Genomic DNA, 12,425 nt, shown 5'->3' with positions numbered 1-12,425 from the left:
GCTTCGTGGCTGCTCTACCTGATGCATGTCAGCAGCGAGGACCCGGACGTGGTCTGGATGTGCGCATGCTTCGCCGACGAGGCGGCCTTCGAGCGCGCCGTGTCGCTGGTGCGCGCGGAGGTCACCAAACGCCTCCGCGAACTCTGCGGCGCGGGGACGGAACACGTACCGGCTCGGCCTGGTCGCCGGGAAGGGGCACCCCCGCGGCGCCTTGGGACAACGACGCGTGCCGACGGTCAGGCGCCGCAGGCCCCGTTTCCGCCGAGGCTGATCATGGCGCGGTACAGCTGGTCCTCGGTGAGCGGCGGCGCCGGCAGCGCGTGGGCGCGGTCGGCTCGGAAGCCGTCGAGCAGAAGGTAAAGGTGGCGGCGCCAGGCGTCCGGGGCGATGGCGTGGGTGGCCTCGGTGACGCGGCTGTGCGACCAGATGACGAAGGCAAGGTCCTCGGGGGTGAGGTCGGGGCGCAGGCTGCCCTGCTCCTGCGCACGCTCGACGATGTGCACACCGAGTTCATGGATGCGGGTCTGGGTGCCCGCCAGGCAGGCGCTCTCCGGCAGCCGCATGGAGGCCAGGTCGTTGAACCCCCGGTCCTGTGACTGGAGTTCGCACATGGTCTCCAGGAAGTGGCACAGCCCCGCCCAGGCGTCGTCCATGGTGACGGCCTTCTCGGCGGCTTCCCGCCAGAGGGCCAGCTTCTCGGCGAAGGTCGCCTGCACCAGGTCCAGCCGGGTGGGGAAGTGCCGGTACAGCGTGCCGATGGCCACCCCAGCCCGCTTGGCCACCTGCTCCAGGGGGGCCTCCAGGCCCTGCTCGGCGAAGCAGGAGCGGGCCGCGGTGAGCAGGGCCTCGCGATTGCGCTGCGCGTCGCGCCGCAGGGGGCGGACAGGGGCCGGGTTCCCGGCGGAGGCGGACGGACGGTCGATGGCCATGTCACTCAGGCTACCAACCGGAGGGATGCCTCATGTTCTCTGCTACGATCCAAGAACATGAGGCTGCCCTCGACTTTCAGTTCTGACCGCTGTCGTGGCGGGAGGCGCCCCTCATCCGTCCAGCCCGTCCGACCACAGGAGCACCACCCATGCCCGTCATCGCCGTCATCGGGGCAGGCCCCGGACTGGGCCTGTCCATCGCCCGCCGCTTCGGAACGGAGGGTTTCCAGGTCGCCCTGGTCTCCCGGACGAAGGACAAGCTCGACGCGCTCGCCGCACAGCTCGCCGAGGACGGCATCGAGGCCGCAGGCTTCGCCGCGGACGTGACGCGTCCCGACTCGCTGCAGTCGGCGCTCGCCGCGGTCGCCGACCGGTTCGGGGCCGTCGACGTACTGGAGTACTCGCCCGCCGACCCCGCTTTCTCCGGTGCCGCCGCCGTCGACGCCACGGCGCAGGACCTCCACAAGCAGCTCGACTACTACCTGTACGGAGCCGTTGCCGCGGTCCGTCAGGTGCTGCCCGCCATGCTCGAACGCGGCAGTGGCACCCTGCTGTTCTCCACGGGCGCCTCCTCCATCCGGCCGAGCGGCGGCGCGTTCGGCAGCATCGGCGTCGCGGCGGCGGCCCTGCGCAACTACGCCATGGCCCTGGGCATCGACCTCGCCGAGCACGGGGTGCACGCCGCACACGTGGCGATCGGGGTGTTCATCGGCAGCGGTCCCGGCACCGAGCCCGAGACCATCGCCGAGCACTACTGGGACGCCTACACCAAGCGCGACCAGGCCGAGATCGTCCACACCGCCCCCGGCGGCATCAGATGAGCACCTCCGGCACACCTGCGGCGAACACGGCCAGGCCACCCATGGTGAAGATCTTCCGAGCCGCCAACAAGATCGTACGGCCGCTGCTCGCCTCCCGCTTCCACAAGCCGCTGAGCGGGCGCCTGATGCTGCTCACGTACAAGGGGCACAGGACGGGTCGCCAATTCACGGTCCCCATCGGCTACTTCGACTGGGATCCCGGCACGGTGCTCGCCATGTCCTCCCAGCTCGGCTGGATCCCCAGCATGCGCCAAGGGTCCGCCGTCCGGCTGCGCATCCGGGGCCAGGACCACGGCGCCGTCCCGACGGTCGTCGAGGACCCTGAGGAAGTCGCCGCCCTGCTGGCTGAGTTCGGCCGGCGCAAAGGGCCCAAGGCCGCCAAGGGGCTGATGCTCGGCCTCCCAGGCGACCGGCAGCCCACCGACGACGAGCTACGCACGGCCGCCGCGAAGACCCGCTTCGTATGCTTCCGGATGGAGCCCGAGCGGCCGGGCCGGTACCACTCGACCGGCTGATGCGGTCGACGGAGTTCCCCATCCCAGACACGCATCGCAGTTCTTGTGACACGTACCAGGCTTGGGAAAGGGTCAGCGCCGCGACCGCCTCGCGCGTCAGGTGATGCTGGTGGGGAGGCTCCGGACGGGGCTGGGCTGGGTGCTGTTGTCGGTACGCCGGTCCAGCTCGGTGCGGAGTTCGTGGATGACCTGGGCATAGACGGCGACGCGCTCGCGGAGCCGGCCGTTGTCCTCCCGCAGTGCGCGGGCGACGGCTTCGGCGTCTGCTGGGCGGGCGTGCAGATGCTGGAACGCGGGCGGGATGCCGTTCGCCTCGGACTTTCGGCGGGTGAACTCTTCTTTCAAGTCGACGTGCTTATGCGTGAGGACCCAGCGCTTGACGCCTGCCTCTGCGGCGAGTTGCAGCGTGGTGAGCGCCCCCGTGGACCGGATTGGACGGCCGTCGAACAGCCGCTGGATCGCTGCGGTGATGGCGTCGCGTTCGGCGTCGCGGTCAGTGGCCATCGTGGGGTTCTCCAGTGTGGTCGTGGGCGGTGACGATGCGTTCCAGGCGGTCGAGCTCGTGCTGTTCGCGGGCGTGTCGGAAGGCGGGAGCCAGCGGGTCGTCGACGAGCGGCCGTAGCCGCTCGATCTGGACGTGGACGTGTTCGATGTCGCGATCGGTCCGCGCGATGTTGACGCAGTTCGGGCGGCAGTCGTCGAGGTCGGGGGTGCGGCGGGTGCCGTCCTCCTCGCTCCGCAGGCGGCAGGCTGCTCGCTTCGGGTCCAGGACGCAGGTCATGCCCTTGCCGGGGAAGATCTGCAAGTCGGGGTTGGTGAGCATGGCGTTGGCGTGCCGCTTGGTGCGCAGGACTCTCCCGGCGAAGCGCGTGGCGGCCTGGACGCGGTGCTGGTAGGTCTCGGCTGCCGGGCCGCTGACCTGCTCGCCTTCACGTAGGCGCTGGTGTGCGTCGGCGAGAGTGTCCAACCGGGCCAACCAGTCCTCAAACGCGAGGTCGTCGGGGAAGCCCGAGGCGTAGCTTCCGGCGTAGCCGAGGGTCATCTGGACGCGGAGATGTCCGTATTGGATCGCGGCGGCGACCAGGCCCCGCGGCCGGCGGACGATGAATCAGGCCAGAGTGCGGCGCAGGCGAGCGGAGTAGATGACCGGGTGGACCGGGTCGGGCGGGATGCGGTCACTGCGGCCGTGCTCGGTGCAGTAGGTCTCGACCCAGGCCAGGAACTCGGCGATGTCGTGGTTGATCCGGGTCTCCGACCGGGAGCCGCCGACGCGGCTGCGCAGGATGGTCGCGCCGTCACGGCCGTCGGTGAACAACGTCGCCGGGAACAGCCAGGTGCTCGTGTGCAGCCGTTCCAGGACGGCGACGGCGGTAGCGACGACCTCGGTGACGACCCACGGATCGGCCCGGATCTCACCCTCAGGCATCTTGTCGCCGGCAGCGTCGCGGACACCTTTCCAGTGTCTGCCGCGCAGGAGGACCAGGCCGTGGGCTTGGTCTCGTTCGACGCAGCCGCGTTCCAGGCTGAGGACTTCGCCTGCCCGCATCCCCGACAGGTAGCTGATCACGATGAAGCAGGCCGTGCCCAGGTGCCGGGGAAGGAAGCCGGCCTCGGTGTAGTCGATGGCCGCGTCGCGCCAGGGCCGGCCGTCCAACCGCCCGGTGACCGGCGCGTCCAGCGGTGCGCCCTCGATGACGGGCAGCCCCATCTCGGCGAGGCGGCACAACGTAGATGTGATGGTGTGGCCCTGACTCCTCCAATCCAGCCGAGGCTCGCCGAAGCGCGGAGGCAATGGGTCGCGGAAGAAAAGACGCAGGCCACTGCCCCCGCGGCGGCGACCCTTCGTGCCGCCCGTGCCCTCTTCCCCTCGGCGATCGACGACTCCTGGCATGCGGCGGCCGGCCCCAGCGATGCGGTCCCGCTCGATCTCCGCACGGACCTGCGCCTGGCCGCCACTCGCACTGCTCACACCTCCGTAGAAGTCGAAAGGTGAAAGGTGCCGCTCGGTGGCACCTCGCGGCTGGGCGAGACGTCCGGCACGGTCGCCCACCGCTCGGGTCAGGCCGCTGACGGAACGGCCAACGGCACAGCCTTGCTACGGACCGAGCGATGATCTCGGCACACCAGCAACGCCCCGACAGAGGAGTGCACTTCGGCCGGTGGCGGGGATCCGGCTCGCCGCGCGCCTGCCTGACCAAGCACTACCCGTGTCACGCCACCTATTGACGCACCGCGAACCCGGCCATAGCCTCCCGCTACCGTTCGGGATACGGACAATATTTCGCACAGCGCACACACTCGTCAGGAGAGGCCCATGCGAAGAGGCATCATCGGGCTTGCCATAGCAGCGGTCACGTTCACGGCCGCGACCGGATGCGGATCCTCGTCTTCTGGGGCAGGCGGTTCCTCGCCCTCGGGCGGGGGCAAGGCAACGCAGGTCAAGGTAGGGGTCATTCCCATCGTCGATGTGGCGCCGCTGTATCTGGGAGAGAAGAAGGGCTTCTTCAGCAGTCGCGGCATCGAGCTGGAGTTGGTGACCGCCCAGGGTGGTGCCGCGATCATCCCCGGTGTCGTGAGCGGCGAGTTCCAGTTCGGGTTCAGCAACGTCACCTCGCTGATGATCGCGCAGTCCAAGGGTGTGCCGGTCAAGTCCGTGGTCAATGGTGTCGCCTCCACCGGCGTCACCGGGAAGGACGTCACGGGAGTCGCGGTCCAGAGGGACAGCAAGGTCAAGTCCGCGAAGGACCTCGCCGGGAAGACGGTGGCTGTCAACACCCTCAAGAACATCGGGGACACCACCGTCCAGGAGTCGGTGCGCAAGGACGGAGGAGACCCCTCGAAGGTCAAGTTCGTCGAGTTGCCGTTCGACCAGATGCCGGCCGCGCTGGACAGCGGACGGGTCGACGCCGCCTGGATGGCCGAGCCGGCGCTGACCATCGCCAAGGGACAGGGCGCCCGTGTCGTGGCGTCCCCGTTCGCCGACACCGACCCGAAGCTCACCGTCGCGACGTACTTCGCCTCCACCAAGCTGGCGCAGGAGGACCCCGAGCTGGTGAAGAAGTTCACCGAGGCGATGACCGAGTCCCTGGAGTACGCCGCGGAACACCCCGACGAAGCGCGCCAGATCCTCACCACCTACACCAAGATCAGCGGTGAGGTGCTGAAGAACCTGACGCTGCCGAGCTGGACCGCGGAGTACGACATGAAGTCCCTGGAGAAGCTCGCCTCCCTCGGCGAGCAGGACGGCCTCTTCGGCGGCAAGAAGCCCGACCTGGACGCCCTGTTCTCATGAGCGGTTCCCAGAGCACCTCTGTACTGACGAAGAGCGGCGGCGCCGTCGGGACCGTCAGCGGTCCCGACGGGCCGGACACGCGACGTGCCCGGCGCTCTCCGGGGAAGGCCGCCACGATGTTGCGTGGGGCAGCGGGCCTGGTGGGCGTGGTGGTCCTGCTTCAAGTGCTGCCCCACACCGGTCTGGTCTCCGCCGACTACCTCCCGCCCGCGTCGGAGATGGGCCGGGCCCTGTGGCAGGTGCTCGCCGAGGACGCGTTCTGGACCGCGCTCGGCGACACCTTGACCGGGTGGGGTATCGGACTGGCCATCGCCGTCGTGGCGGGCGTGACGGCGGGCATCGTGATCGGATCGGTGCCCGTGCTGCGGGCGGCGACCGCCTCGACGATCGAGTTCCTGCGGCCCATCCCGTCGGTGGCGCTGATCCCGGTGGCCGTACTGCTCTACGGCACGGACCTGAGATCGAAACTGCTGCTGGTGGTGTACGCCTCCTTCTGGCAGGTCCTCGTCCAGGTGCTGGCCGGGATGCAGGACGTCGACCCGGTCGCCGACGACACCGCCCGCAGCTACCAGCTGGGCACGTGGGGACGGGTGCGCCACGTCATGTGGCCCACCGCGCTGCCGTATGTGATGACGGGCGTACGGCTGGCCGCCACCGTGGCGCTGGTCCTGGCGATCACCGCCGAACTCGTCATCGGCTCGCCTGGGCTGGGCAACCAGATCGCTGTCGCCCAGACCTCCGGCGCGGTACCCGACGTCTACGCCCTGGTCCTGGTCACCGGGCTGCTGGGCATCGCGATCAACCTGGTGGCCCGTGCCGTCGAGCGGCGGGCGCTGCACTGGCATCAGTCCATCCGCAGGGAAGGGTAGCCGGATGATCCGGACGACTGTCCTCAACGCGGCCCGTCGGGCCTCGCTGGTCCTGGGCCTGCCCCTGGTCCTGTTCGGACTGTGGTGGTCCCTCACCGCCGGCAGCACCGACTTCTACAGCCCTCCGCTCTCCACCATCCTGGGGAGATTCGCAGACGTCTGGACGGGCGAGCGGCTGGCATCCGACGTGGTGCCCAGCGTGATTCGGCTGACCGCCGGCTATCTGCTGGCCGTCATCGTCGGAGTCGGGCTGGGGCTGGTGATCGGCATGAGCCGCCTCGTGCGCGACTTCCTGGAGCCGGTCATGGAGCTCTTCAGGGCCATACCGCCCCCGGTGCTGGTACCGATCATCATGCTCTTCGCGGGCATCGGCGACACCATGAAGGTGCTCGTCATCGTCAGCGGGTGCATGTGGCCGATCCTGCTCAACACGGTCGAGGGTGTCCGTGCCGTCGACGAGGTACTCAGCGACACCTGCCGCTCGTACGGCATCACCGGCACTCGACGCCTGTGGCACCTGGTACTGCGCTCGGCGAGCCCGCAGATCGTCACCGGCATGCGTCAGTCCCTGTCGATCGGCATCATCCTCATGGTCATCAGCGAGATGTTCGCCGCCAGCAACGGACTCGGGTTCGCCGTCGTGCAGTTCCAGCGGTCCTTCGCCATCCCCGAGATGTGGAGCGGCGTCCTGCTGCTCGGCCTGCTCGGTTTCGTCCTGTCGCTGCTCTTCCGGTTCACGGAGAACCAGGTCCTGGCCTGGTACCACGGCCTGCGCCGGGCTCAGCGCAATCCCTGACAAGGAGACGTCGATGCTCGACGTACGCAATCTGCAGAAGATCTACACCGGACGCAACCGCAGCGTCGAAGCTCTGCGGAACCTGACCTTTCATATCGCTGCCGGAGAACTGGTGTGTCTGGTCGGACCGTCGGGGTGCGGCAAGACGACTCTGCTGAAATGCATGGCGGGGCTGCTCGACCCCACCAGCGGCGAAGTCCGTCTGGAAGGCCGTCCCATCGCGGGACCGCCACCCGCCATGGCCGTCGTGTTCCAGGAGTACGGCCGGTCCCTGTTCGCCTGGATGAACGTGCGCGACAACGTGGCCCTGCCGCTTCGCCGCAAGAAGCTGGGCAAGGCCAGGGAGAAGGAACTGGTCGACCACGCGCTGGAGGTGGTCGGTCTCGCCGATGCCCACCATGCCTACCCCTGGCAACTCTCGGGAGGAATGCAGCAGCGCGTCGCGATCGCCCGCGCCGTCGCGTTCGAACCGAAGGTGCTGCTGATGGACGAGCCGTTCGCGGCCGTCGACGCACAGACGCGCGCCGAGCTGGAGGACCTCATCAGGCGCCTGTGGCACGACCTGGGCGTCACCGTCCTGTTCGTCACCCATGACATCGACGAAGCGGTCTACCTCGGCCAGCGGACCATCATCCTGTCCAAGTCGCCGACCGTCGTGCAGGAGGATCTGACCATCGATCTTCCCGACGAGCGCGACCAGTTGCACACCCGCTCCAGCACGCGATTCGCCGAACTGCGCGCGCACGTCTACGAACAGATCCAACGCGCGAAACACCTCAGCGGCGACACGGACACGGAGGCGCCCGACCGCAGCAAGGACTTCGCCGCACAGGAGGCCGGGGCCTGACACACCGCACGGCACGGGGCCGGCCCGTGACACTGCACGCACCCCTGGTGATGCGCCACGAGGTACGGCGGCGCGCGCGGTGGTCGGCTCGGTGCTCTCCGCCCCTCCAACCTGTCATTCGAACCGTGAAGAAGTGGGCAACGCCATGGCGTTCAGTTCAAGAGTCCAGGCCAGAGGCATCCAACTGCTGCTCGGCCGCATGATGTCCCGCGTGCACAAGGACCTGCGCTTCACCGACGTCCCGAAGCGCACCGAAACCCTCCGGGTGGAGACCGGTGCCGGACCGGTGACCTGCACCGTCTACCGCCCGCCGGCCACGACCGGATCCCTCGCTCCCGTGTACGTCAACTTCCACGGCGGTGGTTTCGTGGTCGGCCGCCCGGAGCAGGACGACCACATCTGCCGCTCCATCGCCGCCACGGCCGGCTGTGTGGTGATCAACGTGGACTACGCCGTCGCCCCGCAGCGGCAGTTCCCCGGTCCCGTGACCCAGGCGTACGACGTCACCGCGTGGGTCGCCGAGCACGGTCCCGAGGGCGGCTGGGACGGTTCGCGCCTCGCGGTGGGCGGGCACAGTGCCGGAGCCAACCTGACCGCCGCGGTCTGCCGCCTGGCCCGGGACCGCGGCACCTTCTCGCCCCGCCTCCAGATCATCGACTCCGCACCGCTCGACCAGCTCGCCGACCCGGCCACCAAGCAGTCCCTCATAGCCAAACCGCTGCTCAGCCCTCAGCTCATGCGGATCTTCACCGCCGCCTACGTCTCGAATCCCGCCGACCGCGCGCATCCCCTCGTCTCTCCCGCACTCTCCGACGACCTCGCCGGACTTCCTCCCGCCCTGGTCATCACCGCGGAGAACGACCGCCTGCGCGACGAAGGCGACGCCTATGCCAAGGCTCTGGAGGCCGCCGGCGTCCCGGTCACCCACCGTGTCTTCGAGGGGGTCGACCACTACTTCACCCACACCGGCCCGGTGCCGGCGGCGAAACAGGCCATCGATCTGATGGCCACCACCTTGCGCAGCGCACTCAACGACTGACACCGGCGCTCCGGTCGGCGACGCATTCACGGACGAGCGGGCGGGGACGGCCTCCCGCCCGTCGACGGTCCAGGCAGGCCGGCTCAATCTCGTCGAGCCGGTGGATCGCCTCCCGGAACACACACTCGTACCAGGGATTTCTGCGTCGCCGGTTTCCGACCGATACAACCGCGCTCCGTCGCCCGTCCTTGGCGGAGCGACCCGGACTCCCAGGCCCTCTGGAGGACTGATCGGCTACTGTTGCCTGCACCGAAGCAAGGAGTGACGGCATGACGGCCGAGGTCGCGGCCAGTGAGGTGGACGGCGCCGCAACGGAGCAGGTGCCCACCGAGGCGGTCGGCCCTCTGATACGTGGGATCGCCGTCCTCAAGGCTCTTGCGGACGCCGGCGGGCAGGAGGACCTGCAAGAGCTCGCGAACCGCACAAGCCTCGCACGGGCCACCCTCGACCGCATCACCGTCACCCTCGGCGCCATGGGCTACGTCCACATCGAGGGGCGTAGAGCCGTGCTGGCCCCGCCACTGATGGAGCTGGGCAACGCTTACCTGACTGCTGCCAGGATTCCCGAACTCCTGGGACCACGGGCCGACGCGCTGGCCGAGGAACTTGACGAGGGGGTCACCCTGACCGTGCCGGACCGGCACGGCGCCCATTTCGTCCACTCGGCGGAGCGCGACCGGCGGATGGGAATCGTCTGCAGCATCGGCGACAGGCTGCCACTCGACGCCTCGGCGCCGGGCGCGCTGCTGGCCGCCACCTGGAGCCCCGCCGAATGGGAACACCACCGGGCGCACCACCCCTGCGTGCGCGGCGGGAACCTCATCGAGGCGTGTACGGACGATCTCCGCGAACGCGCCACCGCCGCGAAGGCCAACGGCTGGTCTCTCGACGACCAGTGGCTGGAGCCCGGCCTGATCGCCCTCGGCCACCCCGTCCATGCCCCGGACGGGGACCTGGTGTGCGTGGTGAACGTGGTCAGCCTCATCGGACGCTACCCGAGCGCGGAAGCGCTGGCACGGGCCGCGCTGCCCGCTGTGCGGAGCGCCGTGGCAGACATGGAACAACAACTGCGCACACCGCCGCCGGAACCACCGGCCGCGGCGGTCAGACCACCGCTCGATACCGAAGTCTCCAAGTCCGGGCGCGGAATCATCGAGTCCCTCGCCCGCGGTCTGAGCGTGCTGACCGCCTTCGGCCCGGGCCGCGACGCCCTCAGAAATGCCGAGATAGCCCGTCTCACCGGCCTGCCACGGGCAACCGTACGGCGCGCGCTGATCACGCTGGACCACCTCGGGTATGTCACCGGTCAGGACGGGCTGTACCGGCCCAACGCCGCGATCCTCTCGCTGGGCTACGCTCCGTTGTCGCGTCTGTCACCGGCGCAATTGGCCCAACCTCATCTCACGGCCCTGTCCCACCGGCTCTCCGACTCCGCGTCCATGACAGTGCTCTCCGGTTCGGAGATCCTTTACGTCGCCCGCGCTGCCCCCGCCCGCCTGATGACGGTCCACGCCACAGTGGGCACACGACTGCCCGCGTACGCCACCGCGATGGGCCGCGTACTGCTCGCCGGCCTGCCCAGGAACGAATACGCCGCGATCCTCGCCTCCTCAGCTCCGACGTCTCTCACCGCGCAGACGGTGACGGATGTCAATGAACTGATCCGGCTTGTAGCACAGGCCGACGACGACGGATACGCCCTGGTCGACGGGGAACTCGAAGTCGGTCTGCGCTCGATGGCTGTGCCGGTCCGCAGCCGGGACGGCAAGGTGCGCGCCGCGATCAACGTCGCCATGCACTCCAGTCGGCGTTCGGTCACCGAATGCCTCGAGGAGGTCCTGCCCGCGCTCCACGCCGCGGCGGCAGGTATCGAACGTGACCTGGGGCCGGTTTCCTCGACCAAGACCTGACGGCGCCACCGCCGCGCGACGGCCGGGGTGTTCGGCGCAGGATCGCGTGAGCGCCGGAGCGCGCCTCCGCCCGTGACATGCGCCCGTCACTAGCCGGGTGAGGGCAGCCGAAGTCCTCGCAGTGGCGCTGTCGCCGGCCCGCTGCCGGTGGGTCGTGAGCCCGTGCATCTTCACCACCATTGACACCCGCTTGGTGCCAGACCCAAACTCATGCCAGCCGTCCAACGAATTAAATTTCGTCAGGCGAACGCGGTTCATCTGCTTCAAGTAATCCGGCCATCCCGGCTGTTCGGCATCCGAGCCGCCGGCCGCTTCCCACGCGAAGAGGAGTGAGCATGAGGATCCGGCATCGACGACCTACGCGGTTGCGTATTGGTCGCGCTCTCATGGCGCTGGCGGCATCTGCCATCGCCTTGGGGGTCACCATGGCCCCCGGTCATGCGGCCCCCGCCCCCGGACCCGACGAGGTGAGAGTGGCCAGGGACATCGCCTACGCGCCGGCCCAGCCGGCCGACAGTCAGGGCCACCTGCTGGACCTGTACATCCCCCGGTCGCAGCGGCCGGTTCCGTTGGTGATCTTCACGGGAGGCTCGGCGTGGATGGCCGACAACGGCCGACAGGGCGCTGACCAGGTCGCCGCCCAGCTCAACCCGCATGGGTTCGCGGTGGCGGGTGTGTCGGTCCGTTCCAGCTCACAGGCCGAGTTCCCGGCCCAGCTCCACGACATCAAGGGCGCCATACGCTGGCTGCGGGCGCACGCCCAGGTTTACCACCTCGACCCTCGACGCTTCGCGATCATGGGTGATTCCTCGGGGGGCTGGACCTCGGCGATGGCCGCGGTCACCGGAGACCTCCCGCGACTGGAGGGAGACGTGGGTGTGCGCGGTCCGTCCAGCGCGGTACAGGCAGCCGTGCCGTTCTACCCGCCGACTGATTTTTCCCAGATGGATGCGCACATGCTGGACGACTGCAAGGTGTTCAACCAGCTCCTGGGGACGACCGACTGCCACTCGGACGCACGCTCGCCCGAGTCGCGGCTGCTCGGCTGTCCCATCAAGGACTGCCCGGACAAGGTCGCGGCCGCGAACCCTCTCACCTACGTCACCGACCGGCCCCTGCCCCCGACGCTGATCTTCCACGGCGAGCAGGACCCCTTGGTGCCTTACCACCAGGGCCGACTGCTGCGCGACGCCCTGGCCTCCGCCAACGCCAAGGTGCGCATGATCTCCCTCCCGCACGCCGGTCACGGTCCGATTTCCAGCATGCTGGGCGACCCCGACACCCGCCGGGACGCCTACGAGGAATACGCACGGCACGGTCACACCACGCCGCCTGTTCCCGTGACACCGTCGTGGCAGACCATCGTCTCCTTCCTGACGTCCGAGTTGCGTCCCGCGGCGAGGTAGG

General features: G+C 69.1%; 13 protein-coding genes. 9 read left to right on the top strand and 4 right to left on the bottom strand.

Features of this window, described 5'->3' with window-relative positions; all coding sequences use genetic code 11:
* Positions 1-236: 236 nt before the first annotated feature.
* Positions 237-929 carry a TetR/AcrR family transcriptional regulator gene (locus ACIA8X_RS02015; RefSeq protein WP_393450002.1) on the bottom strand — a complete coding sequence of 231 codons (693 nt, stop codon included), beginning with the start codon at positions 927-929 and terminating at the stop codon, positions 237-239.
* Between the two features lie 149 nt (positions 930-1,078).
* Between ACIA8X_RS02015 and ACIA8X_RS02010 the strand changes: the two genes are divergently transcribed.
* Both ACIA8X_RS02010 and ACIA8X_RS02005 read left to right on the top strand, forming a co-directional pair.
* Positions 1,079-1,750, top strand: coding sequence for an SDR family NAD(P)-dependent oxidoreductase (locus ACIA8X_RS02010; protein ID WP_399457571.1), 672 nt, complete (start codon positions 1,079-1,081; stop codon positions 1,748-1,750).
* 41 nt (positions 1,751-1,791) lie between these two features.
* Positions 1,792-2,265 carry a hypothetical protein gene (locus ACIA8X_RS02005; RefSeq protein WP_399457570.1) on the top strand — a complete coding sequence of 158 codons (474 nt, stop codon included), beginning with the start codon at positions 1,792-1,794 and terminating at the stop codon, positions 2,263-2,265.
* A gap of 96 nt (positions 2,266-2,361) precedes the next feature.
* Here ACIA8X_RS02005 and ACIA8X_RS02000 read toward each other — a convergent pair whose 3' ends face one another.
* From ACIA8X_RS02000 to ACIA8X_RS01990, 3 genes are all read right to left on the bottom strand, one after another.
* Positions 2,362-2,769 (bottom strand): hypothetical protein, encoded by a 408-nt coding sequence (locus ACIA8X_RS02000; protein WP_005483543.1) that lies wholly within the window; start codon positions 2,767-2,769, stop codon positions 2,362-2,364.
* On the bottom strand, positions 2,759-3,307 hold the full coding sequence (locus ACIA8X_RS01995) for a hypothetical protein (protein WP_399457569.1): 549 nt from the start codon (positions 3,305-3,307) through the stop codon (positions 2,759-2,761). Before ACIA8X_RS01995 ends, ACIA8X_RS02000 begins: the two co-directional genes overlap by 11 nt.
* Before the next feature lie 66 nt (positions 3,308-3,373).
* Positions 3,374-3,973 carry a hypothetical protein gene (locus ACIA8X_RS01990; protein ID WP_399457568.1) on the bottom strand — a complete coding sequence of 200 codons (600 nt, stop codon included), beginning with the start codon at positions 3,971-3,973 and terminating at the stop codon, positions 3,374-3,376.
* Between the two features lie 606 nt (positions 3,974-4,579).
* On the opposite strand from ACIA8X_RS01990, the gene ACIA8X_RS01985 reads away from it, so the two are divergent.
* The 7 genes from ACIA8X_RS01985 to ACIA8X_RS01955 all read left to right on the top strand — a co-directional run bounded on the left by ACIA8X_RS01985 (position 4,580) and on the right by ACIA8X_RS01955 (position 12,424).
* On the top strand, positions 4,580-5,557 hold the full coding sequence (locus ACIA8X_RS01985) for an ABC transporter substrate-binding protein (protein ID WP_393449981.1): 978 nt from the start codon (positions 4,580-4,582) through the stop codon (positions 5,555-5,557).
* 116 nt (positions 5,558-5,673) lie between these two features.
* On the top strand, positions 5,674-6,426 hold the full coding sequence (locus ACIA8X_RS01980; RefSeq protein ID WP_399457761.1) for an ABC transporter permease: 753 nt from the start codon (positions 5,674-5,676) through the stop codon (positions 6,424-6,426).
* A gap of 4 nt (positions 6,427-6,430) precedes the next feature.
* Positions 6,431-7,222, top strand: a complete 792-nt coding sequence (locus ACIA8X_RS01975) for an ABC transporter permease (protein ID WP_399457567.1) — start codon at positions 6,431-6,433, stop codon at positions 7,220-7,222.
* Positions 7,223-7,235: 13 nt separating this feature from the next.
* On the top strand, positions 7,236-8,069 hold the full coding sequence (locus ACIA8X_RS01970; protein ID WP_399457566.1) for an ABC transporter ATP-binding protein: 834 nt from the start codon (positions 7,236-7,238) through the stop codon (positions 8,067-8,069).
* A gap of 145 nt (positions 8,070-8,214) precedes the next feature.
* On the top strand, positions 8,215-9,108 hold the full coding sequence (locus tag ACIA8X_RS01965) for an alpha/beta hydrolase (protein WP_399457565.1): 894 nt from the start codon (positions 8,215-8,217) through the stop codon (positions 9,106-9,108).
* 269 nt (positions 9,109-9,377) lie between these two features.
* On the top strand, positions 9,378-11,018 hold the full coding sequence (locus ACIA8X_RS01960) for an IclR family transcriptional regulator C-terminal domain-containing protein (protein WP_399457564.1): 1,641 nt from the start codon (positions 9,378-9,380) through the stop codon (positions 11,016-11,018).
* A 425-nt stretch (positions 11,019-11,443) separates the two neighbouring features.
* Entirely contained in the window at positions 11,444-12,424 is a 981-nt protein-coding gene (locus tag ACIA8X_RS01955) for an alpha/beta hydrolase fold domain-containing protein (protein WP_393449970.1), read from the top strand.
* Position 12,425 lies beyond the last annotated feature (1 nt).

Source organism: Streptomyces sp. NPDC051738 (assembly GCF_044453205.1).
Classification (GTDB): domain Bacteria; phylum Actinomycetota; class Actinomycetes; order Streptomycetales; family Streptomycetaceae; genus Streptomyces.
Note: the sequence above shows the minus strand (reverse complement) of the source record. Positions and strands in the feature narration are given on the sequence as shown.

Coding starts and splice junctions, on each gene's coding strand:
- ACIA8X_RS01990 (WP_399457568.1), bottom strand. CDS start 3,973: ATGGGGCTGCCCGTCATCGAGGGCGCACCGCTGGACGCGCCGGTCACC.
- ACIA8X_RS02015 (WP_393450002.1), bottom strand. CDS start 929: ATGGCCATCGACCGTCCGTCCGCCTCCGCCGGGAACCCGGCCCCTGTC.
- ACIA8X_RS01980 (WP_399457761.1), top strand. CDS start 5,674: ATGTTGCGTGGGGCAGCGGGCCTGGTGGGCGTGGTGGTCCTGCTTCAA.
- ACIA8X_RS01995 (WP_399457569.1), bottom strand. CDS start 3,307: ATGACCCTCGGCTACGCCGGAAGCTACGCCTCGGGCTTCCCCGACGAC.
- ACIA8X_RS01955 (WP_393449970.1), top strand. CDS start 11,444: ATGGCCCCCGGTCATGCGGCCCCCGCCCCCGGACCCGACGAGGTGAGA.
- ACIA8X_RS01970 (WP_399457566.1), top strand. CDS start 7,236: ATGCTCGACGTACGCAATCTGCAGAAGATCTACACCGGACGCAACCGC.
- ACIA8X_RS01960 (WP_399457564.1), top strand. CDS start 9,378: ATGACGGCCGAGGTCGCGGCCAGTGAGGTGGACGGCGCCGCAACGGAG.
- ACIA8X_RS01965 (WP_399457565.1), top strand. CDS start 8,215: ATGGCGTTCAGTTCAAGAGTCCAGGCCAGAGGCATCCAACTGCTGCTC.
- ACIA8X_RS01985 (WP_393449981.1), top strand. CDS start 4,580: ATGCGAAGAGGCATCATCGGGCTTGCCATAGCAGCGGTCACGTTCACG.
- ACIA8X_RS02005 (WP_399457570.1), top strand. CDS start 1,792: ATGGTGAAGATCTTCCGAGCCGCCAACAAGATCGTACGGCCGCTGCTC.
- ACIA8X_RS02010 (WP_399457571.1), top strand. CDS start 1,079: ATGCCCGTCATCGCCGTCATCGGGGCAGGCCCCGGACTGGGCCTGTCC.
- ACIA8X_RS02000 (WP_005483543.1), bottom strand. CDS start 2,769: ATGGCCACTGACCGCGACGCCGAACGCGACGCCATCACCGCAGCGATC.
- ACIA8X_RS01975 (WP_399457567.1), top strand. CDS start 6,431: ATGATCCGGACGACTGTCCTCAACGCGGCCCGTCGGGCCTCGCTGGTC.